At 55.7% G+C, this 22,741-nt stretch carries 19 protein-coding genes; 8 read left to right on the plus strand and 11 right to left on the minus strand.

Translation table 11 applies throughout. The features are described 5' to 3' along the window. Nucleotides 1-50: 50 nt before the first annotated feature. Nucleotides 51-1,424 (plus strand): NCS2 family protein, encoded by a 1,374-nt coding sequence (locus tag AB1748_RS01775; RefSeq protein ID WP_293770567.1) that lies wholly within the window; start codon nucleotides 51-53, stop codon nucleotides 1,422-1,424. A 118-nt stretch (nucleotides 1,425-1,542) separates the two neighbouring features. Next, nucleotides 1,543-3,222, plus strand: a complete 1,680-nt coding sequence (locus AB1748_RS01780) for an AsmA family protein (protein ID WP_367395937.1) — start codon at nucleotides 1,543-1,545, stop codon at nucleotides 3,220-3,222. A 31-nt stretch (nucleotides 3,223-3,253) separates the two neighbouring features. On the opposite strand, the gene fabY is transcribed toward AB1748_RS01780, so the two are convergent. The 5 genes from fabY to typA form a co-directional block, all read right to left on the minus strand. Next, nucleotides 3,254-4,201, minus strand: coding sequence for a fatty acid biosynthesis protein FabY (fabY, locus tag AB1748_RS01785; protein ID WP_293770573.1), 948 nt, complete (start codon nucleotides 4,199-4,201; stop codon nucleotides 3,254-3,256). A gap of 59 nt (nucleotides 4,202-4,260) precedes the next feature. Continuing rightward, nucleotides 4,261-4,698, minus strand: coding sequence for a D-aminoacyl-tRNA deacylase (gene dtd, locus AB1748_RS01790; RefSeq protein WP_367395938.1), 438 nt, complete (start codon nucleotides 4,696-4,698; stop codon nucleotides 4,261-4,263). Beyond that, nucleotides 4,695-5,564, minus strand: coding sequence for a virulence factor BrkB family protein (locus AB1748_RS01795; protein WP_111142113.1), 870 nt, complete (start codon nucleotides 5,562-5,564; stop codon nucleotides 4,695-4,697). Before AB1748_RS01795 ends, dtd begins: the two co-directional genes overlap by 4 nt. A gap of 9 nt (nucleotides 5,565-5,573) precedes the next feature. After that, the gene (gene yihX, locus AB1748_RS01800; protein ID WP_111142114.1) at nucleotides 5,574-6,164 is read right to left on the minus strand and encodes a glucose-1-phosphatase; all 591 of its coding nucleotides are present in this window, start codon (nucleotides 6,162-6,164) and stop codon (nucleotides 5,574-5,576) included. Nucleotides 6,165-6,374: 210 nt separating this feature from the next. After that, nucleotides 6,375-8,198, minus strand: a complete 1,824-nt coding sequence (typA, locus tag AB1748_RS01805) for a ribosome-dependent GTPase TypA (protein ID WP_111142115.1) — start codon at nucleotides 8,196-8,198, stop codon at nucleotides 6,375-6,377. Nucleotides 8,199-8,635: 437 nt separating this feature from the next. Here typA and glnA point away from each other — a divergent pair, with 437 nt between their 5' ends. The 3 genes from glnA to glnG all read left to right on the plus strand — a co-directional run bounded on the left by glnA (nucleotide 8,636) and on the right by glnG (nucleotide 12,650). Next, a complete protein-coding gene (gene glnA, locus AB1748_RS01810; RefSeq protein ID WP_009088151.1) occupies nucleotides 8,636-10,045 on the plus strand; it encodes a glutamate--ammonia ligase in 1,410 nt (469 codons plus the stop codon). 138 nt (nucleotides 10,046-10,183) lie between these two features. Beyond that, nucleotides 10,184-11,233, plus strand: coding sequence for a nitrogen regulation protein NR(II) (gene glnL / locus AB1748_RS01815; protein ID WP_111142116.1), 1,050 nt, complete (start codon nucleotides 10,184-10,186; stop codon nucleotides 11,231-11,233). 7 nt (nucleotides 11,234-11,240) lie between these two features. After that, nucleotides 11,241-12,650, plus strand: coding sequence for a nitrogen regulation protein NR(I) (glnG, locus tag AB1748_RS01820; RefSeq protein ID WP_128085010.1), 1,410 nt, complete (start codon nucleotides 11,241-11,243; stop codon nucleotides 12,648-12,650). A gap of 40 nt (nucleotides 12,651-12,690) precedes the next feature. On the opposite strand, the gene hemN is transcribed toward glnG, so the two are convergent. Both hemN and yihI read right to left on the minus strand, forming a co-directional pair. Next, nucleotides 12,691-14,064: an oxygen-independent coproporphyrinogen III oxidase gene (gene hemN, locus AB1748_RS01825; protein WP_293770584.1), complete on the minus strand. Its 1,374-nt coding sequence runs from the start codon at nucleotides 14,062-14,064 to the stop codon at nucleotides 12,691-12,693. A 233-nt stretch (nucleotides 14,065-14,297) separates the two neighbouring features. Beyond that, a complete protein-coding gene (yihI, locus tag AB1748_RS01830; RefSeq protein WP_367395939.1) occupies nucleotides 14,298-14,819 on the minus strand; it encodes a Der GTPase-activating protein YihI in 522 nt (173 codons plus the stop codon). Nucleotides 14,820-15,368: 549 nt separating this feature from the next. On the opposite strand from yihI, the gene yihA reads away from it, so the two are divergent. After that, on the plus strand, nucleotides 15,369-16,004 hold the full coding sequence (gene yihA, locus AB1748_RS01835; RefSeq protein ID WP_111141987.1) for a ribosome biogenesis GTP-binding protein YihA/YsxC: 636 nt from the start codon (nucleotides 15,369-15,371) through the stop codon (nucleotides 16,002-16,004). 416 nt (nucleotides 16,005-16,420) lie between these two features. Here the strand turns inward: yihA and polA are convergent, their stop codons facing one another. From polA to AB1748_RS01855, 4 genes are all read right to left on the minus strand, one after another. Then, on the minus strand, nucleotides 16,421-19,207 hold the full coding sequence (gene polA, locus AB1748_RS01840) for a DNA polymerase I (RefSeq protein WP_293770602.1): 2,787 nt from the start codon (nucleotides 19,205-19,207) through the stop codon (nucleotides 16,421-16,423). Nucleotides 19,208-19,585: 378 nt separating this feature from the next. Further along, nucleotides 19,586-20,215, minus strand: a complete 630-nt coding sequence (gene dsbA, locus AB1748_RS01845; RefSeq protein WP_293770604.1) for a thiol:disulfide interchange protein DsbA — start codon at nucleotides 20,213-20,215, stop codon at nucleotides 19,586-19,588. 26 nt (nucleotides 20,216-20,241) lie between these two features. Continuing rightward, nucleotides 20,242-21,228, minus strand: a complete 987-nt coding sequence (locus tag AB1748_RS01850) for a serine/threonine protein kinase (protein WP_367395940.1) — start codon at nucleotides 21,226-21,228, stop codon at nucleotides 20,242-20,244. A gap of 45 nt (nucleotides 21,229-21,273) precedes the next feature. Then, complete coding sequence (locus AB1748_RS01855) at nucleotides 21,274-21,549, minus strand: YihD family protein (RefSeq protein ID WP_111141983.1); 276 nt, start codon at nucleotides 21,547-21,549, stop codon at nucleotides 21,274-21,276. A 44-nt stretch (nucleotides 21,550-21,593) separates the two neighbouring features. On the opposite strand from AB1748_RS01855, the gene mobA reads away from it, so the two are divergent. Both mobA and mobB read left to right on the plus strand, forming a co-directional pair. Next, complete coding sequence (gene mobA / locus AB1748_RS01860) at nucleotides 21,594-22,160, plus strand: molybdenum cofactor guanylyltransferase MobA (RefSeq protein ID WP_293770608.1); 567 nt, start codon at nucleotides 21,594-21,596, stop codon at nucleotides 22,158-22,160. Between the two features lies 1 nt (nucleotide 22,161). After that, on the plus strand, nucleotides 22,162-22,668 hold the full coding sequence (mobB, locus tag AB1748_RS01865) for a molybdopterin-guanine dinucleotide biosynthesis protein MobB (RefSeq protein ID WP_293770610.1): 507 nt from the start codon (nucleotides 22,162-22,164) through the stop codon (nucleotides 22,666-22,668). Nucleotides 22,669-22,741 lie beyond the last annotated feature (73 nt).

Below are 22,741 nucleotides of genomic sequence, written 5' to 3' on the forward strand. Positions count from 1 at the left end.
AGCCTGCGGATGATTACAATCGCCACACACTTTTTCGGGAAGAACAGAAGATGTCCATCACTCCACAATCAGACCAGCCCTCCGCCAGGCACAGCGAACTGATTTACCGTCTTGAAGATCGTCCACCACTGCCGCAGACGCTGTTTGCCGCCGGTCAGCACCTGCTGGCGATGTTCGTTGCGGTGATTACCCCCGCGATTCTGATTTGTCAGGCGCTGGGCCTGCCCGCAGAGGATACCCGGCACGTTATCAGCATGTCGCTGTTTGCCTCGGGCGTCGCCTCGCTGCTGCAAATCAAAACCTGGGGACCGGTGGGATCGGGCCTGCTGTCGATTCAGGGCACCAGCTTTAACTTCGTCACGCCGCTAATCATGGGCGGGATGGCGCTGAAAAATGGCGGGGCTGACGTTCCCGCCATGATGGCCGCCCTGTTTGGCACGCTGATGGTCGCCTCCTGTACCGAAATGGTGTTGTCGCGCGTCCTGCATCTGGCGCGCCGGATTATTACACCGCTGGTTTCCGGTATCGTGGTGATGATTATCGGCCTGTCGCTGATTCAGGTAGGACTGACCTCGATTGGCGGTGGCTTCAGTGCCATCAGCGACCACACCTTCGGCGCGCCAAAGAATCTGATGCTGGCGGGGGCCGTGCTGCTGGTGATTGTGCTGCTTAACCGGCAGAAAAATCCCTACCTGCGCGTGGCCTCGCTGGTGATTGCGATGGCGGTGGGTTATCTGCTGGCCTGGGCGATGGGCATGCTGCCTGCTGCGGGCTTACCGGCCGATCAGCCGCTGATTGTGGTGCCTGCCCCGCTCTACTATGGTCTGGGCTTTGACTGGAATCTGCTTATCCCGCTGATGCTGGTGTTTATGGTGACCTCCCTGGAGACCATCGGCGATATCACCGCGACGTCCGATGTCTCCGAGCAGCCGGTCAGCGGCCCGCTCTATATGAAACGCCTGAAAGGGGGCGTGCTGGCGAATGGCCTTAACTCTTTTGTTTCCGCGCTGTTCAATACTTTCCCGAACTCCTGCTTCGGCCAGAACAACGGGGTGATTCAGCTGACCGGTGTGGCCAGCCGCTACGTCGGCTTTGTGGTGGCGCTGATGCTGATTGTACTGGGGCTGTTCCCGGCGGTCAGCGGTCTGGTGCAGCTGATCCCTGAACCGGTGCTCGGCGGTGCCACCATCGTGATGTTCGGCACCATTGCCGCGTCGGGCGTCCGCATCGTGTCACGCGAGCCGCTTAACCGTCGCGCCATCATGATTATCGCCCTGTCGCTGGCGGTGGGCCTGGGCGTTTCGCAGCAGCCGCTGATCCTACAGTTTGCGCCGGACTGGCTGAAAACCCTGCTCTCTTCCGGTATTGCGGCGGGCGGTATCACCGCGATCGTCCTCAACCTGATTTTCCCGCAGGAGAAGTAAGGCCACGGGCAGGCTCCGGCCTGCCTGCTAATTATTCGGATTTACATCCAGGCTGTTGAGCTGTAACGGGAATTCAGGCATAACAACCTCTCACCGGATTCAACTCGGGAAGGATGCAATGAAATTTCTTGGAAAGTTTTTCCTCACCCTGCTTTTGCTGCTGCTGTTCACCCTGGTGGTGATCTATGTTCTGCTGCAGACACACTGGGGTGCAGGCTGGTTCAGCCGTTGGGTGAGCGACAAAACCGAATGGCATCTCTCCCTGAGTAAAATTGAACACAATTTCTCTTCCCCCTCTCACATCATTCTGGATGACTTCAGCTTTGGTCACGACGGGCAGCCTGCGGTACTGGTCGCCAGACGGGTCGATCTCGGCCTGGCGCTGATCCAGTTCAGCGATCCGCTGCACTTCAGCAGCCTGGAACTGCGCGATGGCGAGGTGAATCTGGCCAATCTGACGCAGGGCAGCGCACTGCCGATTCAGGCCGACCGCCTGCAACTCAATAATATGCGTGTCGACAGCCCCAACACCGCGCTGCCGCTGCTCGCCCGCCAGGTGAATGGCGGCATCATGCCGTGGAAACCCGTTGCCCTAGATATGCTGGGCCGCGATGCCCGCTTCCAGATGAGCGCGGGCAGCATGACGCTGAATGAAGTACCGGCTGAAAACGTCCTGATCCAGGGCAGCGTTTCCCAGGGCCGGATGCGCATCGACAATATGGGGGCCGACCTGGCGCGCGGTTCCATGACCGGTAACGGTGAACGCGATGCCCGGGGCAACTGGAAGGTGAATCAGCTGCGCCTGAACGACATTCGTCTGCAGACCGCCAGCAGCCTGAAAGATTTTCTGCATAAGTTACAGGTGGTGCCCTCCCTTGCCATTACCCGGCTGGATCTGACCGATGCCCGCCTGCAGGGGCCGGACTGGGCGGTGACGGATCTTGATCTGACGCTGAGAAACGTGAACTGGCAGAACGATGACTGGCAGAGTAACGACGGTTCGCTGGCGCTGAATGCCAGCAACTTCATTAACGGCGGATTTGAACTCAACGATCCCATTATCAACCTGGATTTCTCCCCGCAGGGTGTGGCGCTGACCCAGTTCAGTTCACGCTGGGCGAATGGGGTGATCCGGGCTGACGGTGAATGGTCACGCAGCGACAAACGTCTGACGCTGAAAAACCTGGCGGTGGCCGGGCTGGAATATACCCTGCCACAGGACTGGCGCGACCGCTGGCAGGCCACGCTGCCCGCCTGGCTGGAGAGTGTCGAGGTGACGCGCTTCACCTCGAACCGTAACCTGATCATTGATATCAATCCGGCGTTTCCTTTCCAGCTGACCTCTCTGGATGGCACCGGCGAAAACCTGCGGCTGGCGCAGCAGCATCAGTGGGGGATCTGGTCAGGTAAGCTCAGCCTGAATGCGGCCGAGTCGACCTTTAACCGCACCGATCTGCGTCATCCGTCGATTACGCTGAGTGCCGATGCGCAGCAGATTCAGGTGACGGAACTGAGTGCGTTCAGCAATAAAGGCCTGCTGGAAGGCACAGCCACCCTGGGTCAGCAGCCTGCCCGGCCGCTGACGCTGCAGCTGACAGGTCGTGCCGTGCCGGTCAATGTGTTGCAGAACTGGGGATGGCCGGCGTTGCCGTTATCCGGTGACAGCAATATGCAGCTGCAGCTGCGCGCGGCGCTCGCCGCCGGTCAGCCGCTGCGTCCATCGGTTAATGGCACGTTATCTGTGGTAACTGACAGTCAGCAGGTGCAGCAGACGATGCAGGCGGGCGAGGTCCGATAATCCCATCGGGGCCGCATGGCGGCCCCGAACCTCAGTTGATTCGTGCGCCGGAACCGCCCTCCTCCAGCGGCCCGTCGGGATCGGCAGGCAGAACGATATAGACCCCTTCAAACACCGCGCCACGCTCATCATCTCCAAACAGCTCGACTTCAAGCTGCACGCGCGCTTTACGTCCGCGCGCCAGCCGGTCGAGATCGCCGCTTAAGGAGCCCAGGTCGGCAATGGCGCCCGGCCGTCCGCTGATGGGCTGGCTGTAGCGGATGTGCGCATCCGCCAGAATAATGGTGCCGCCAAGGTGACGCTCGCGCAGCAGCAGCCAGATTAATCCCCAGCCGGTCAGCGTAGCCAGTGAGAAGAGGCTCCCGGCGAACAGGGTATGATGGGGATTCTGGTTGCCCGCTTCCGGCATGGTGGTGATAAATTTCTGCCCGGTAAACTGCAGGATGCGCACCCCCATCTTCTCGCTGAGGGGGATGTGATCGTACCAGGCCTGTTGCAGCTGACCGCACCAGTCGGCGCGATGCAGGATATCGTCAAGGGTGACGACCGGTTTAATCATCAGGAAGTGACGTACCGGCGTAGTCTGCGGCGCGGTGATCTCGCCCTGATTGATGTAGCCCAGTTTGGCGAAGAAGGCGACAGCATCCTCACGGGCACTGCAGGTGACCCGCTTGACCCCCTCCTGACGCGCCACCGACTCCAGCGTCATCGCCACCAGCGTACCCAGGCCTTTGCCCTGCACCGAGGGGTGAACGGCCATAAAGCGGATTGCGGCCTCGTTGTCGGCATTGATATAGAGACGGCCAATGGCGACCGGGTTTCCCTGCTCATCAACCACCATCTGATGATGCGCCAGGGCATCCCACGCGTCACGTTCCGACCCCGGCGGCTGGCGCAGAGGTTTACGCAACATCTCCCAGCGGAACTGATAATAGATATCCAGCTCTTCCGCCGTCTGTGGCACACGAAGGTGATACATGTAATGTTTCTCCCGTTCGGAGCTTGCGTGGCCTGATCCCTGCCGCTCAGCTGACGATCTCACACCTGCAACCAGAACGTTACAGGACCATCATTCACCAGCGAAACCTGCATATCCGCGGCAAAACGACCGTTCGCCGTGGTGATGGCCTGCTGGCGACAGCAGTGGCTGAAGTATTCATACAGACGTTCCGCTTCAGTCGGCTCGGCTCCCCCTGAAAAAGAGGGGCGCATCCCTTTTTGCGTGTCTGCGGCCAGTGTGAACTGCGACACCACCAGCACGCTTCCGCCCGTCTGGCGGAGGCTCAGGTTCATTTTGCCCTGTTCGTCACTGAAGATGCGATAGCCCAGTACACGTTCTGCAAGACGCTCCGCACGCGCGTTGTCGTCGCCTTTTTCCACGCCCAGCAAAACCAGTAATCCGGCACCAATTTCGCCAACCACCTGCTGGTCGACGCTGACGCTGGCTCGCTGCACGCGCTGAATCAATGCAATCATGTTTCCTCGCGTTGTTCTTCTTTTTGCTGCTGTTTCAGCTGCCGGTAGTCGGCTAAGGTGACAGTTATCTCCGCACCCAGCAACACAATACACCAGGTCCAGTAGACCCAGAGAAAGAGAATCGGGATCACGGCCAGTACACCGTAGATCAGCTGATAAGAGGGGAACATCGTAACATAGAGCGCGAAGCCCTTTTTTCCCAGCTCAAACAGCGCACCCGCCACCAGCGCACCAATCAACGCATCGCGCGGCGGTACACGCTGGGTCGGAACGATGCTGTAGAGCAGCCAGAAGGCGAACCACGACAGCAGCAGTGGAAAAATACGCAGCATCTGATCGACCAGGCTGGTGACGCCGGTGGCGTTAATCCAGCGCAGCGACAGCAGATAAGAGCTGATCGCCAGGCTGGCACCGGCCAGCAGCGGACCCAGCGTCAGGATCATCCAGTAGACCGCGAAGGAGTAAACCATCGGCCGCTTCTTGTCGCTACGCCAGATGGTGTTTAACGCAGTATCGACCGAATGCATCAACAGCAGGGCGGTCACGATCAGGCCGATCGCCCCGACCGCCGTCATCCGGTTTACGTTGGCAACAAACTGCTCCAGATAACGCTGCAGCGTGTTGCCTGCGGCGGGCATTAAGTTGTTAAAGACGAACTGCTTCAGCTGTACGCTGATATCAGAGAAGACCGGAAACGCGGCAAACAGGGCAAACACCACCGCGATCAGCGGCACCAGCGCCAGCAGTGAGACATACGCCAGATTACCCGCCTGGGTCGTCATACCGTCTTCATCAATGCGTTTCCACAACAGCCGGAGCCACAGCCAGAAGGCATGCAGCCCGGGATGAAATTTATGTGACATCATGAGTAACTGTTAACCTGCAAACCAGTTGGGGACTGTCGAACTGTCAGTCACCAGTACACTTTCAATTCCCAGGGCGCGGGCCGCCTCTATATTGTCGGGATTATCATCAAAGAAGACCGCCTGATCGGCCGTCACCCCTTCCGCCGCCAGAACGTGCTGGTAAATCCGGGCTTCCGGTTTACGCATGCCCAGATCCTGCGACAGATAGAGCCTGTCAGCGGCCTGCTGCACATCCGGGTACTGCGTTGGCCAGAATTCACAATGCAGTCGGTTGGTGTTTGAGAGGATCACCACCCGATGGCCCTCTAGCCGCAGCCGGTTCATCAGCGCCAGGGTTTCCGGACGCACATCCACGAACACCGCCTGCCAGCCCGCAGCGAACTGCTCATAGCTCAGCGCGATCTCCAGTTTTTCACACAGCGCCAGTGCGAAATCTTCATCGCTGATCTCGCCGCGCTCATGCTGTTCAAATGCCTCATCCATCCGGAAATGGCTTTGCAGCGACGCCAGCGGCACACGACTCAGATCACTCCAGACACCCAGCACGCGGTTAAAGTCGATATCGATAATCACATTGCCTAAATCAAAGATATACAGCATGGTGTCTCTCCCTCGGTTCCCTGGACTATTCACTCTAGCGGCAAAAGTGCAGGCTGAACAGGCATCCGCGGAGAGAAAAGCGTAAACGCCGGAAGGCGAGCAAAACGCGCGGGAGTACAGATGAGCCGGGCGGGGTCCGGCTGAAAAAAGCGGGGCTTCAGGCAAAAAAAAAGCCCCGCATGGCGGAGCTTTTCTCAGTTAAAGGCGCAATTATGCGTCTTTAGAACCACGCGAAGCACGTTTACGGTCGTTTTCTGTCAGATGACGTTTACGGATACGCACTGACAGCGGCGTCACTTCTACCAGTTCGTCATCATCGATGAACTCGATAGCCTGTTCCAGCGTCATTTTCTGCGGTGGAACCAGGGTCGTGGCTTCATCCGTACCGGAAGCACGCATGTTGGTCAGCTTCTTACCGGTCAGACAGTTAACGGTCAGGTCGTTAGAACGGCTGTGAATACCGATGATCTGGCCTTCATAGACTTCTGCACCGTGACCCAGGAACAGCTTACCGCGATCCTGCAGACCGAACAGGGCGAACGCAACAGCTTTACCCTGACCGTTAGAGATCAGTACGCCGTTCTGACGCTGGCCGACTTCGCCCTGACGGATGTCATCGTAGTGGCTGAAGGTCGAATAGAGCAGACCGGTACCGGAAGTCATGGTCATGAATTCGTTACGGAAGCCAATCAGACCACGGCTTGGGATCACGTAGTCAAGACGTACGCGGCCTTTGCCATCCGGATCCATGTTTTTCAGGTCGCCTTTACGCTCGCCCATGGCTTGCATAACGGAACCCTGATGCGTCTCTTCGATATCCAGCGTAACGTTTTCGAATGGCTCCTGCTTACGGCCTTCGAACTCACGGAAGATGACTTTCGGACGGGATACCGCCAGCTCGAAACCTTCACGACGCATGTTTTCGATCAGAACAGAGAGGTGAAGCTCACCACGACCTGATACGCGGAACGCGTCAGCATCTTCGGTTTCTTCAACACGCAGTGCCACGTTGTGAACCAGTTCTTTGTTCAGACGCTCAAGGATCTGACGTGAAGTCACGTACTTACCTTCTTTACCGCAGAACGGTGAGGTGTTGACGTTGAAGAACATGGTAACGGTTGGCTCATCGACGCTCAGTGCCGGCAGCGCCTGCACGTTCTGTGGATCACAGATAGTGTCAGAGATGTTCAGCTCGCCCAGACCGGTAATCGCGATGATATCGCCCGCTTCGGCCAGATCGCTGTCGATACGCTCAAGACCCAGGTGAGTCAGGACTTTGCCGACTTTACCGTTACGGGTTTTGCCTTCGCTATCGATGATAGTGACCTGCTGGTTAGGCTTCACTTTACCGCGTTTGATACGGCCGATACCGATCACGCCCAGGTAGTTGTTGTAGTCCAGCTGAGAGATTTGCATCTGCAGTGGCGCTTCAACCTCAACCTGAGGCGGAGAAACGTGGTCGACGATCGCCTGATACAGCGGGGTCATATCGTCAGCCATGTCGGTGTGCTCCAGACCCGCAATACCATTCAGCGCAGAGGCGAAAATGATAGGGAAGTCGAGCTGCTCATCGGTCGCATCCAGGTTAACGAACAGATCGAAGACCTGATCCACAACCCAGTCCGGACGCGCGCCAGGGCGGTCTACTTTGTTGATAACCACAATCGGCTTCAGACCATGCGCGAACGCTTTTTTGGTCACGAAGCGGGTTTGCGGCATAGGGCCATCCATCGCATCTACAACCAGCAGCACCGAGTCCACCATGGACATAACGCGCTCAACTTCACCACCGAAGTCGGCGTGTCCTGGGGTATCAACGATGTTGATACGGTAGTCATTCCACTTAATGGCGGTGTTTTTTGCGAGGATGGTAATCCCACGCTCTTTCTCCAAATCATTGGAGTCCATCACACGCTCGGTTGCTTCGGTACGGGCATCAAAAGTACCGGATTGTTGCAGCAGTTTGTCAACCAGGGTGGTCTTTCCATGGTCAACGTGCGCGATGATGGCGATGTTACGCAAATTTTCGATCACAGCTTTGCCTCAGGCATTAGAAATAGCGCGCTATTGTACACGGATTAAGCGGAAGACTGAACACGATCACACTTTTCACTGAAAGTTTATTGCATTGGCGCAAATTCGCACTGTTCCCGGTGCAGAAAATGCACTAAGTTGGTCCTGCGCACCAAAATGGTGCTCAAAGTGCACTCATCAGCACCATCATGGTGCACTAAAACCATCGTGGTGCAGCGTCTTAATGACAAAAAGGTGCAGCACAAGGCGATTTAAGCAACATCAAAAAAGTTGGCACAGAATTCGCTTTAGTCTGTTTAAGCGTAAACGCCAGTCAGATGTCGGTTGAAGAGCGTGCCGGAAGAGGTGGAGCAGGAAGCAGTTTCCCGCCACGCCTTTCGGAAACGACGTTTCCTCGCCATGTAGATAATGAAAGACCATTTCCAGGAGAGTTGAGTATGTCCGCTGAACACGTTCTCTCGATGATGAACGAGCATGAAGTTAAGTTTGTTGACCTGCGTTTTACCGATACCAAAGGTAAAGAACAGCACGTTACGATCCCTGCTCACCAGGTTAACGCTGACTTCTTCGAAGAAGGCAAAATGTTCGATGGTTCCTCTATCGGCGGCTGGAAAGGCATCAACGAATCAGACATGGTGCTGATGCCTGACGCGACCACCGCGGTCATGGATCCTTTCTTCGAAGATTCTACGCTGATCATCCGTTGTGACATTCTTGAGCCAGGCACCATGCAGGGCTACGATCGCGACCCGCGCTCCATCGCCAAGCGTGCAGAAGATTTCCTGCGCTCTTCAGGCATCGCGGATACCGTGCTGTTTGGACCAGAACCTGAATTCTTCCTGTTTGATGATATCCGTTTTGGTTCATCAACCTCCGGTTCACATGTCGCTATCGACGATATCGAAGCCGCATGGAACACCGGTAAAGAGTACGAAGGCGGTAACAAAGGCCACCGTCCAGGTCTGAAAGGCGGTTACTTCCCGGTGCCACCGGTTGACTCATCACAGGACATCCGTTCTGCCATGTGTCTGACCATGGAGCAGATGGGCCTGGTCGTTGAAGCGCATCACCACGAAGTGGCAACCGCAGGTCAGAACGAAGTGGCAACCCGCTTCAACACCATGACCAAGAAAGCGGACGAAATTCAGATCTACAAATATGTCGTTCACAACGTCGCGCACGCTTACGGCAAAACCGCGACCTTTATGCCGAAGCCTATGTTTGGCGACAACGGTTCAGGCATGCACTGCCACATGTCCCTCTCTAAAGGCGGCCAGAACCTGTTTGCCGGCGATAAGTACGGCGGCCTGTCTGAAATGGCACTGTTCTACATCGGCGGTATCATCAAACACGCTAAAGCGATCAACGCCCTGGCGAACCCGACCACCAACTCCTACAAGCGTCTGGTTCCGGGTTACGAAGCACCGGTCATGCTGGCTTACTCAGCCCGTAACCGTTCCGCCTCTATCCGTATTCCGGTTGTTGCCAGCCCGAAAGCCCGCCGTATCGAAGCGCGCTTCCCGGATCCAGCGGCTAACCCATACCTGGCGTTCACCGCGCTGCTGATGGCTGGCCTGGATGGCATCATCAACAAGATCCATCCTGGCGATGCGATGGATAAGAACCTGTATGACCTGCCACCGGAAGAAGAAGCTGAGATTCCAAAAGTTGCAGGCTCTCTGGAAGAAGCTCTGAATGCACTGAACGAAGACCGCGAGTTCCTGACCCGTGGCGGTGTGTTCACTGACGAATCAATCGACGCTTACATCGAACTGCGTAAAACAGAGATGGACCGCGTTCGCATGACGCCACACCCGGTTGAGTTCGAGCTTTACTACAGCGTTTAACTGGTCAGACATTTTTGTTGCCGTGGAAACTTTTAGCCCATCTTCGGATGGGCTTTTTTCTCCGCGAATTCACCGTTCATTCGCGCCCTTTCAGGCTTAAAGAGTAAAATGCACCTATTTAGTGCAGAGGAACGTGGTATGGCAACTGGCTCTCTGCCCGATGCAGGGCAGATTCTCAACGCGTTGATCAACAGTATTCTGCTGGTGGATAACGATCTGGTTATTCATTACGCCAACCCGGCCGCGCAGCAGCTACTGGCGCAAAGCTCGCGCAAACTGTTCGGCACGCCGTTACCGGAACTGACCGGCTACTTCTCGCTGAATATTGAGGTGATGCGTGAGAGTCTTGAGGCTGGCCAGGGTTTTACGGACAGTGAAGTGACGCTGGTGGTTGATGGGCGGGCGCACATTATGTCGCTGACCGCCCAGCGGTTACCCGACGGCTTAATTCTGATGGAAATGGCGCCGATGGATAATCAGCGTCGTCTCAGTCAGGAGCAGTTACAGCACGCCCAGCAGGTGGCCGCCCGCGATCTGGTTCGCGGCCTGGCCCATGAGATTAAAAACCCGCTGGGTGGATTGCGCGGCGCGGCACAGCTCTTATCCCGTGCCCTGCCCGATCCCTCGCTGAACGAATATACCAAAGTGATTATTGAACAGGCTGACCGGCTGCGGAATCTGGTTGATCGTCTGTTAGGGCCGCAGCAGCCGGGTATGCACATTACCCAGAGCATTCATCAGGTGGCCGAACGCGTGGTCAATCTGGTGTCGATGGAGCTGCCGGAGAATGTCTCGCTGGTGCGGGATTATGATCCCAGCCTGCCCGAACTGCCGCACGACCCCGACCAGATCGAGCAGGTGCTGCTTAACGTGGTCCGCAACGCCCTGCAGGCGCTGGGTGATGAGGGCGGCACGATTATTATCCGCACCCGTACGGCTTTCCAGCTGACGCTGCACGGCACCCGTTATCGCCTGGTGGCACGTATTGATATTGAAGATGATGGCCCCGGCATTCCGGCCCAGCTGCAGGATACGCTGTTCTATCCGATGGTCAGCGGACGTGAAGGCGGAACCGGTTTAGGCCTCTCTATTGCCCGTAGCCTGATTGATCAGCATTCAGGAAAAATAGAATTTAACAGTTGGCCAGGACATACCGAGTTTTCGGTTTACCTGCCTATTCGCCAGTGAGGTTTCTATGCAACGAGGGATAGTCTGGATCGTCGATGACGATAGCTCCATCCGCTGGGTGCTTGAACGCGCGCTCACTGGAGCCGGTTTAAGCTGTGCGACCTTTGACAGCGCAGGCGAGGTGCTGGATGCCCTCTCAACCAAAACCCCGGACGTTTTACTGTCAGATATCCGCATGCCGGGCATGGATGGCCTGGCGCTGCTGAAACAGATTAAACAGCGTCATCCGATGCTTCCGGTCATCATTATGACGGCGCATTCGGATCTCGATGCCGCCGTCAGCGCCTATCAGCAGGGGGCGTTTGATTATCTGCCTAAACCTTTTGATATTGATGAAGCCGTGGCGCTGGTAGAGCGTGCGATCAGCCACTATCAGGAGCAGCAGCAGCCGCGTAATCAGCCGGTCAGCGGACCGACGACCGATATCATCGGTGAGGCCCCGGCGATGCAGGATGTCTTCCGCATTATCGGACGGCTGTCGCGCTCGTCGATCAGCGTTCTGATTAATGGTGAGTCGGGAACCGGTAAAGAGCTGGTGGCGCATGCGCTGCATCGCCATAGCCCGCGCGCCAAAGCGCCGTTTATCGCGCTGAATATGGCCGCGATCCCCAAAGATTTGATCGAATCTGAGCTGTTTGGTCACGAGAAAGGTGCCTTTACCGGCGCGAATCAGATCCGTCAGGGCCGTTTTGAACAGGCTGATGGCGGCACGCTGTTCCTGGATGAAATCGGTGATATGCCGCTGGATGTGCAGACCCGCCTGCTGCGCGTGCTGGCCGATGGCCAGTTCTATCGTGTCGGGGGCTATGCGCCGGTTAAAGTGGATGTGCGTATTATCGCCGCGACGCACCAGAACCTGGAACTGCGCGTGCAGGAAGGCAAGTTCCGCGAAGACCTGTTCCACCGCCTTAACGTGATCCGCGTGCATCTGCCTCCTCTGCGTGAGCGTCGTGAGGATATTCCGCGTCTGGCGCGCTATTTCCTGCAGGTCGCCGCCCGTGAGCTGGGTGTGGAAGCGAAGATTCTGCACCCGGAAACGGAAACGGCCTTAACCCGGCTGCACTGGTCGGGTAACGTGCGCCAGCTGGAGAACACCTGTCGCTGGCTGACGGTAATGGCAGCCGGTCAGGAAGTGCTGATTCAGGATCTGCCCGGGGAGCTGTTCGAATCGAGCACGCCGGAGAATCCGGTGCAGTCACTGCCAGACAGCTGGGCCACGCTGCTGGCGCAGTGGGCCGACCGCGCCCTGCGTTCCGGTCATCAGAATCTGCTGTCGGAAGCGCAGCCGGAGATGGAGCGTACGCTGCTGACCACCGCCCTGCGCCATACGCAGGGCCACAAGCAGGAAGCAGCCCGTTTACTGGGCTGGGGACGCAACACACTGACGCGCAAGCTGAAAGAGCTTGGCATGGAGTAAGCGGTTCAGGACGGGCTGGCAGGATTGCCGGCCCGTTTTTTCAGATCACGCGGGAGAACTGCTGCTGACGCGCTTTCTGACGCAGATAGCGATCAAAGCACATGCAGATATTACGAATCAGTAACCGGCCAATTCCCGTCACCTTCAGCCCTGTTGCGGTACATTCCACCAGCCCGTCAGCAATCAGCGGTTCCAGCAGCGCCAGATCCTCAGCAAAGTAATCCCTGAAGTCGATCCCCCACTGCGCTTCTGTGGCAGCAAAATCCAGCGAGAAGTGACAAATCAGCGTTTTAATCACATCACGCCGCAGGCAATCATCCTCGCTTAAGGTGAGACCGCGCCACAGGCCATTTCCCTGCCGTTCCACACAATCATACCAGGTATTGAGCTCTTTCTGATTCTGGGCATAACTGTCGCCAATCATACTGATGGCGGAGACGCCCAGCCCCAGCAAATCGCTGTCGCCCTGGGTGGTGTAGCCCTGAAAATTACGGTGCAGCTGCCCGCTGCGCTGCGCAATAGCCAGTTCATCCTGCGGCTTCGCAAAGTGGTCCATGCCGATAAACTGGTAACCCTGCTGCGTCAGGGTCGCGATGGTCTGCTGCAGAATATCCAGCTTCTGCTGCGCGGAGGGCAGTTCATCCTCTTTGATTTTGCGCTGCGCCGCGAACATCGCAGGCAAATGCGCATAGTTAAACACACTCAGGCGATCCGGGCTCAGCGCCAGCACCCGCTCCAGCGTCCAGGCGAAGCTGGCGGGCGTCTGCAGGGGCAGACCATAGATCAGGTCGATGCTGGTGGAGCTGAAGCCCTGTTCGCGGGCCCGCGCCACCAGGCCGAAAATCACCGCCTCGTCCTGCACCCGATTGACGCGCTCCTGCACCGCTTTATTGAAATCCTGCACGCCCATGCTCAGACGATTGAATCCCAGCGATCGCAGGTGATCGATCATATCCAGCTCAATTTCCCGCGGATCGACCTCGATCGACATCTCAGCCTCGTCGGTCAGCGTGAAGTGCTGTTTCAGCAGCGCCATCAGCCGCGAAACCTGGGCTTTGTCGAGAAAGGTAGGCGTCCCCCCGCCCCAGTGAAGCTGCGTAACCTGACGCTGACGAAACAGCGGCGCGCGCTGAATAATCTCCTGCTCAAGCACATCCAGATAGCGGTCAGCCTTATGGCGCTGACGCGTCACAAGCTTGTTGCAGCCACAGAAGTAGCAGAGACGATGGCAGAAAGGAATATGGACGTAGAGTGACAGCGGGCGATCCGGATAGCGTGCCACGGCGCGCCGGAAATCGGCTTCCGCGAACTGTTCGCTGAACTCCAGCGCGGTGGGATAAGAGGTGTAGCGCGGACCGGCGTAATTGTACTTTTCAATTAGCGCCCGATCCCAGTCAGTCTGCAGCGATGGCATGCTCACTCCTTCCGGTGACGTCGTCTGAGAGAAGGTCGCGAAGAAGAAGGGATGAAAGGTGAGCGGGATGAGACCCGACGTAAACGTTGCTTCAGACGCGACAGGCGTCGTAGTTTAAACAATAACCACAGCAGATAACATGTCGCCAGCAGCGCGAAAATTGATCCAGGCCAAAACATTGTCGTTTACCTGAAATGTGCGGCATGCGGGAACCACATGCCGATCAAATTGGCTTAATTGCCCTTCAGCAGGCGATACATATCTTCTTCTGCCTTGTCATCTTCGTCATCATCCATCACGATGCCCAGCTGCTCCATCAGTTCATCGATGCGATCCAGCGAGGCATCCAGCCAGCCCTGATCTTCAGCTGACAGCGTTTCGCCATTTTCCAGTCGATCCAGCAGCGCATCCAGACGCTCATCATTTTCCAGCTTCGCCAGCTCTTCCTCAGGCGTCAGACGTACTTTTTTCGCGGCGGGCTTTTCGACGCTTCTCTTTGGCTTAGTGGCCGTGGTCTTTCCGTCTGCAATCAGGGCGACCGGTTTTTTACTCCCGATGCGTGGGTCTTTCGCGCTGTCCGACTGACGCCCGCTGCTATTGGCAGGCGCTGCCGGATTCGCACGGCTGCCAGATGCGTGCCCGCGATGCTTTTTATCACGTTTGCGATCGCGCGCTTCGTTGTTGATTTCGTCACGCGATTTGCGTTTGGCTTTGCCGGCAGGTTTGCCGTGCGCAGCTCGTGCAGGTTGCTTCATAGTGTTCGGTCCCGGCTTTTTTATTCAGTATAGAATTGCGGCGAAATCTAGCAGAAACCAGACAAAGAAAAAAGGCGACAGCTCAAGCTGTCGCCTTATTTCATACCTTCATAAGAAGGAATCATGTTTTAAATCCTTTTTGGCTCGTAACATCCCGGTCAATCCCGCGCCTGCTCAACTCCTGAGCTATTCCTTATCCCTGTCCGGTCCTCTCCTCTGACCGCTTCCATTCCCTCGCTCATTGCCATCCTGACATCCCTGAGGCATCTTCCTGATGGGTGCTGCCGTGCACTGCACACTAATGTAGACCAACTGGTAAAACCCTCAAGTCGCCATCGAAAATAGTTCGTTCAAAAAAGAAACGAAAATATGTAATCAATTGAATTTTATATTTTTTTATTTTAAGTAATTAAAGTAAAAAGCGAAATAACCCGCAGCAGCTATGGCAAATATCTTACACAGTTTGTTAAAGAGATGTGATTGAGCACTTTCGCGCCATAACGCGTATAATCGCCGGCATTGCCTTAATGCGTTTTTTGGAGTGTCACCTTGTCTGAACTGAATTATCACGTTACCCACTTTGTCATGAGCGCGCCGGATATCCGTCATCTGCCTGCCGATACCGGAATTGAAGTGGCTTTCGCTGGCCGCTCAAACGCGGGAAAATCGAGTGCGCTGAATACGTTAACCAATCAGAAAGGTCTGGCGCGTACCAGTAAAACGCCGGGACGTACGCAGCTGATTAACCTGTTTGAAGTCAAAGAGGGCAAGCGTCTGGTCGACCTGCCTGGCTACGGCTATGCCGAAGTCCCGGAAGAGATGAAGCTGAAGTGGCAACGTGCGCTAGGGGAATACCTGCAAAAACGTCAGGCACTGAAAGGACTGGTCGTGCTGATGGATATCCGCCACCCACTCAAGGATCTCGACCGCCAGATGATTCAGTGGTCAGTGGAAAGCGGCATACCGGTACTGGTGCTGCTCACCAAAGCCGATAAACTCGCCTCGGGTGCCCGTAAAGCCCAGCTGAATGTTGTGCGTGAAGCGGCGCTCGGCTTTGCCGGAGATGTACAGGTCGAGCTCTTCTCATCGCTGAAGAAAATTGGCGTGGATAAAGTGCGTCAGAAGCTGGACAGCTGGTTTAACACGCTTGAACCGGCTTATGAGGATCAGGACGCCGAAGAGTAAGGCACTGCCCCGCGCTGCTGAAGCGACGCGGTGAAAAGCCCAATAAAAAACGCCCCAGTCACAGAATGACTGGGGCGGCTAAATTCAGCCAAATCCGATTACGTGAAGTAAAAGGTCTGAAAGATAGAACATCTTACCTCTGTACCCTACGCGACGAACTTTACCTGATTTTCTGTGCGTGACAAAGGCTTTTTTGTTGCTTACTTACATCAAAAAGGACTTTTTTTACCATGCTCGTCACAGAATTAGCGTTGCGATGTAGTTAAATGACGAGAAAAATGTTTAGCCGATAGGCAGTTAGAAAACCACTCGTGTGTCATACCAGCCTTCGCTCAGCTAAACCGGTTAACCCAACGATTTTCTTATACCTGAGTCCGGGTCGATCCCTCTCATCTGAACCGACCCGCAGCAGGCAATCAGTGGGCTTCGTCCCAGTTATCGCCCACGCCGACTTCCACCAGCAGCGGCACGTCGAGCCGCACGCTGCCTTCCATCAGCGCCTGGATTTTCTGGCTGGCCTCTTCAACCGCTTCCGCTTTGACCTCGAAGACCAGTTCATCATGAACCTGCATGATCATTCTGACGGTGTCATCGTTTTGCTGCTCAAGCCACGCATCAACAGCAATCATTGCCCGTTTGATGATATCTGCTGCCGTTCCCTGCATCGGCGCATTGATCGCGGCACGTTCGGCGGCTTTACGGCGAATGGCGTTGCCCGATTTAATATCGGGCAGCCAGAGCCGGCGGCCTTCCAGTGTTTCGACATAGCCTTTACTCGCCGCCAGCTGACGGGTGTTCTCCATATAGCGCAGTACGCCAGGATAACGTTCGAAGTAGAGATCCATATACTTCTTCGCTTCGCCCGCCCCGATATTCAGCTGACGTGACAGGCCAAAGGCGCTCATCCCATAGATCAGACCAAAGTTGATCGCCTTGGCACTGCGACGCTGTTCACCGCTGACCTTCTCCAGCGGCACCCCGAACACTTCCGATGCTGTGGCGCGGTGAATATCTTCGCCCTGAGCAAACGCGTCCAGTAACCCTTTGTCCTGGGAAAGGTGCGCCATAATACGCAGTTCGATCTGCGAATAGTCCGCAGCCACGATGCGATAACCTTTCGCCGCCACAAAGGCCTGACGAATCCGCCGCCCTTCATCATTGCGAACCGGAATGTTCTGCAGGTTTGGATCGGCTGAAGAGAGACGCCCGGTCGCGGTCACGGCCTGATGATACGAGGTGTGCACGCGCCCGCTTATCGGATTGATCATCTGCGGCAACTTATCCGTATAGGTCGATTTCAGCTTGGATAAACCGCGATGCTCCAGGATCACTTTTGGCAGCGGATAATCGAGTGCCAGCTCAGCCAGCACCTCTTCACTGGTGGAAGGCGCACCACCCGGGGTTTTCTTAGTCGGTTTGATGCCCTGTTTTTCAAACAGGATCACCTGGAGCTGTTTGGTGGAGGAGAGATTGAAGGGTTCGCCCGCCAGCTCATGCGCTTTTAACTCCAGTTCTGCCAGGCGTGCCGTCAGCTCTTTCGAGTGTTGCGCCAGTATGCCCTGATCGATCAATACGCCATTACGCTCTATCCGGGAGATCACGGTCAGCAGCGGCATCTCGATCTGCTCGAAAACGTTCTTCGGCCCCGCTTCTTTCTCCAGCTCTGGCCACATCTTCAGATGCAGCTGCAGGGTGACATCGGCATCTTCAGCCGCATAGTGCGAAGCCTGTTCCAGTGCAATCTGGTTGAAGGTCAGCTGATTTTTGCCTTTGCCGGCGATCTCCTGGAAGGTGATCGTCTTGTGGTGAAGCCAGCGTGCGGCCAGGCTGTCCATATCATGCTTGCCCACCACGCTGTTCAGAATGTAGGACTCAAGCATGGTGTCGAATCTGATGCCCGCCAGTTCGATGTCGTAGTTCTTCAGCACGCCACGGTCATACTTCAGGTTCTGACCCACTTTCCAGACGCTGTCATCTTCCAGCAGAGGTTTAAGCTGCGCCAGCACGGCCGCGCGATCCAGTTGATCAGGCGCATCGAGATAGTCATGGGCAACCGGCAGATAGGCGGCTTCCCCGGGGGCAATGGCGAAACTGATGCCAACGATGCTGGCGCTCAGGGTGTCCAGCGCATCGGTTTCCAGGTCAAAGGCAAAGACGTCGCTGTTTTTCAGCTTCTCCAGCCAGGTTTCAAACAGCGCCTGGTCCAGGATAGTGACATATCCTTCTGATGAGAGAACGCTGCGGGTTTCGACCGCAGGGGCTGGCTCATCGGCCAGGGCTTTCTGCGCCTGGGTGTTGCTCTTTTTGCCCTGCAGCCATTTGCCCTCCTGCAGATCGCTCAGCCAGCGTTTAAACTCATAACGGCTGAACAGAGCCTGCAGTGCCTCCACATCCGGTTCAGTGACCGTGAGCGCCTCGCACGGCTGCTCCAGCTCAACATCGGTCTTAATGGTCGCCAGCTGGTAGGAGAGAAAGGCCACATCGCGATTCTGTTCGAGTTTCGTCGCCATGGTTTTCGCACCACGGAACGAAAGATCGGCAACCTTATCCAGATTGTCATAGATCGTCTTCATGCTGCCCAGCCCCTGCAGCAGCGCCTGCGCGGTTTTCTCACCCACGCCCGGTACACCGGGAATGTTGTCCGAGCTGTCGCCCATCATGGCGAGGAAATCGATGATCAGCGCAGGGGGAACACCATATTTGTTCTCTACCTCTTCCGGCCCGAGAATGGTGTTTGTCATGGTGTTGATCAGCGTAATGCCTGGCGTGACCAGCTGGGCCATATCTTTGTCGCCCGTACTGATCAGCACCGGGAGACCTTTTTTCTCCGCTTCCAGCGCCAGCGTACCGATTACATCATCAGCCTCAACGCCGCTCACCGCCAGCAGCGGCAGCCCCATCGCCCGCACCATCTCATGGAGCGGCTCGATCTGCGCACGCAGATCGTCAGGCATCGGGGGACGGTGAGATTTGTAATGCTCAAACAGCTCGTCCCGGAAGGTTTTGCCTTTGGCATCGAACACCACAGCAACGTGACTCGGATTATATTGCGCCAGCAGGCTTTTCAGCATGTTGAGCACGCCGTACATGGCGCCAGTGGGTTCACCTGCACTATTGGTCAGCGGCGGAAACGCGTGATACGCGCGATAAAGATAGGATGAGCCATCAACCAGAATCAGGGGATTTTCTGCAATTTGCGCCATAAGTCTGTGTCGTCTTCGTTGCGATGAGTTGGGTTATAAGGATGCCACAACCTGGCAGAAATGGTGAACTAAGGCGTACCGCGCCAGGTTTTTTTCATGCTTCCGGAAGCCGGATCGCAACGATCGTTCTGTGGATAACTTTGTGCGTAAAAATTATAACGGCCTGCTTTTCAGGGATCCGTACAATTCAGCATCAAATAAAAACCAATACTTTCAATTGTTTATTTTATTTCCGTGACCCGATCGCTATTTTTAATAGCGCGATCCCTTGTGTGGATATTAAATTTATGCCCTGGAAATGGACAAAAAGCAGACGGATGTTCAAAAGCCCAAAAAAAACGCCAGCAGCGCTGACGTTTAATGGAAGGGTGAAGCCGATTACTTCTGGCTTACAAGGAATTTAACCACGTTCGCATAGTCCGCGACGAAATTATCCATAGAGCTGGTATCCAGACCGCCGTTGTTCACCATGTATTTGCCGTTGACGAACATGGCAGGCACACCGCGAAGATCCACATCCGCAGCGGCTTTCTGCTGCTGCGCTACCAGGGCTTTAACCGCAAAGCTGTTCCAGGCCGCATCATAATCCGCAGCAGAGATACCGGCCGCCTGGACAAAGGTCGCTTTCAGGCTGGCAGGATCGGTAATGGTCTGGGTTTTCTGGATGCCATCGAAAATAGGTGCCGTGACTTTATCTTCCACGCCCAGCGCCATCGCGACAGCCCAGGCCTGAGTTACGACCGGACCCAGATCGCCGCCAAGGAAATCAACATGATATTTCACCAGTTTAACGTCAGCAGGCAGATTCTTTTTCACCGCGTCATTGACGTGATAAATGCGTTCAAACTGATAGCAGTGCGGGCAGAAGAAGGAGAAGAACTCCATCACCTGAGGTTCGCCAGCTACCGGCTTCTGCAGATTCACATATTGTTTACCTTCAGTGAACTGGGCAGCAGACGCGCTGAATGCCAGCACTAAACCCATCAGTGCAAACCAAATTTTCTTCATCGTGAAAAAATCTCCTGACTACGTCATTAATATTGCGGTGTCAGCTGCAGAGGAGGTTCCTGCAACAGCTTCTCCTGCTCGGTAAAGAGTGAAATCTGCCTGCGCCAGAAATCTTCATCTGTCATCCAGGGAAACGCGCGCGGAAAAGCGGGATCCTCCCAGCGTCGGACAACCCAGGCCAGATAATAAACCATGCGCATGGCGCGTAAAGGCTCAATCAGTGACAATTCATTAATATCGAAGTCACTGAATTCGCTGTACGCCTCCAGCAGGATATCCCACTGAATACGCTGTTCCTGCCGGTCGCCGTTAACCAGCATCCAGAGATCCTGCACAGCGGGGCCGTTACGAGCGTCATCCAGATCGACGAATAACGGCCCGTCACGCCACAGGATATTACCCGGATGGCAGTCCCCATGTAATCGTAGCGGCTGCCACGCAGTGTGCCACTGTTGCTGCAGCGTGTTTCCCAGCTTATCGACAGCCTGTAGCAGGGGGGCTTTGAGCGATTCAGGAACGAGCAGAGCGCGCTCCAGCACCTGCCGGGGTTCATGCAGATATTCTTCCAGCCCTATAGCTGGCCGATGGCTGAAAAGGGCTTTACGCCCGGTCTGATGAATGCGCCCCAGAAAACGGCCAACCCACTCCATCTGATCTTCGTTGTCTGTCTCATACTGCCGCCCGCCGAGACTGGGAAAGACAGCAAAAAAGAAGCCCGCGTGACTGTGCAATGACTCGCCCTGCAATCGTAGCGGCGCGGCAACCGGCACTTCGTCAGCCAGCAGGTCATGCGCAAACTGATGCTCTTCCGCGATCTGTTCCGCACGCCAGCGCTGCGGACGGTAAAACTTTGCGACGTAGCGGCGTTTTTCATCATCGCTGAACTGGTAAACCCTGTTTTCATAACTGTTCAGGGCTGTCAGGCCTGATTCGACGCGGATCCCGGTCTCCCACAGCGCATCCAGAAGCACGTCAGGATTCAGAGTCTGGAAGTTAAAAGCAGCGTCGCTCATGATGTTACCTGTAGTTGCCCTTGCATTTAGCTGCCAAGGATAACATTACTCGTCCGGTTTAATGACCCCCCGTGCGCGCAGCAGGGCGGTTTTGAAATCAACTTCATAATCTTTTTTCAGGCCCGGAATCGCATCATCGCGGGCGGAGTCACGCATTTTGAGATGGTAAATTAATACATCGTCCGTTAATTCACTTAACGGGCCACGGAAACCAGATTCCTGAGCCAGTTTCTGCAAAAATGTGACCAGATTGAGGTCTGGCTCTTTTTGCCAGGCGGGTTGCAGCAGCGCAAGCAGTTCATTTAAACGATGACATTTCATTTCGTTTTCTCCTTTCACAACGACTTATCAGCGAGGGCAGACGCATGACGACAGTAACCGGCATCATTCTGGCCGGTGGTCAGGGCCGCCGTATGGGTGGTCAGGACAAGGGATTAGTGCAACTCAATGGCAGGCCGCTTTATGAGCATGTTCTTGAACGGTTCAGGCCACAGGTCAACATTGTCATGATTAATGCGAATCGTAATATTGATCGCTATCAGTTAAGCGGGTGTCGGGTGATTCAGGATCTCGTCGGGGATTATCCTGGCCCGCTGGCTGGCATCTATAGTGCATTGCGCGCTATTGATGATGAATGGGCAGCGTTCTGTTCCTGCGATACGCCAGCCATTCCGCTTAACTTTGTTGAAAAGCTGGCCGGACAGCGCGGAGCAGCACCGGCGGTCTGGGTTCGTTCGGCGTCGCGCGACCACCCGACGCTGGCCCTGGTTCACCGGAAACTGGCGGCACCGCTTCAGGCATATCTGGAGGCGGGTGAACGGCGTCTTATGCACTTCCTGCGCGACCATGGCGGTCATGCTGTTCAGCTGGATGATGATGAGTCGGCTTTCCGCAATATCAATACACCTGAGGATCTGAAGGAGAGACGCTGAGATGGCATTACCCCTGCTTGCTATTACAGGCTGGAGCGGAACCGGAAAAACGACGCTGCTACAGCAGGTGATCCCCCTGCTGGCCAGTAAAGGGATTCGCGCCGGGCTGATTAAGCATACCCATCATCAGATGGATATTGATACACCCGGCAAAGATAGCTATCTGCTCAGAAAGGCGGGAGCCCGTCAGGTCATCGTGGCAAGCGCGCAGCGGTGGGCATTGATGTGTGAGACGCCGGAAGAGCCCTCTGTTAATCTGCCTTATCTGCTGAGCCGCATGGATCCCTCTGTGCTGGAGATTGTGCTGGTCGAAGGCTTCAAAGATGAACCCGTGCCTAAAATTGTGCTCTGGCGCGCCGGGATTAAAGGAGGCGTCGGTGAACTGCTTGATGAGCATGTTATCGCGGTGGCCAGCGATCAGAAACTGGATCTGGCGCTACCCGTTCTGGATCTGAACAGCCCGGAAAACGTGGCAGATTTTATTGCTGAGTGGCTGAAAAAACGTTGAAGAAGGCGAGACTGATACGTTTTTCACGATCGACGGACGTAAAAAAGCCCCGCACTCGCGTGCGGGGCTTCTT

Source organism: Pantoea sp. Ep11b (genome assembly GCF_040783975.1).
Taxonomy (GTDB): Bacteria; Pseudomonadota; Gammaproteobacteria; order Enterobacterales; family Enterobacteriaceae; genus Pantoea.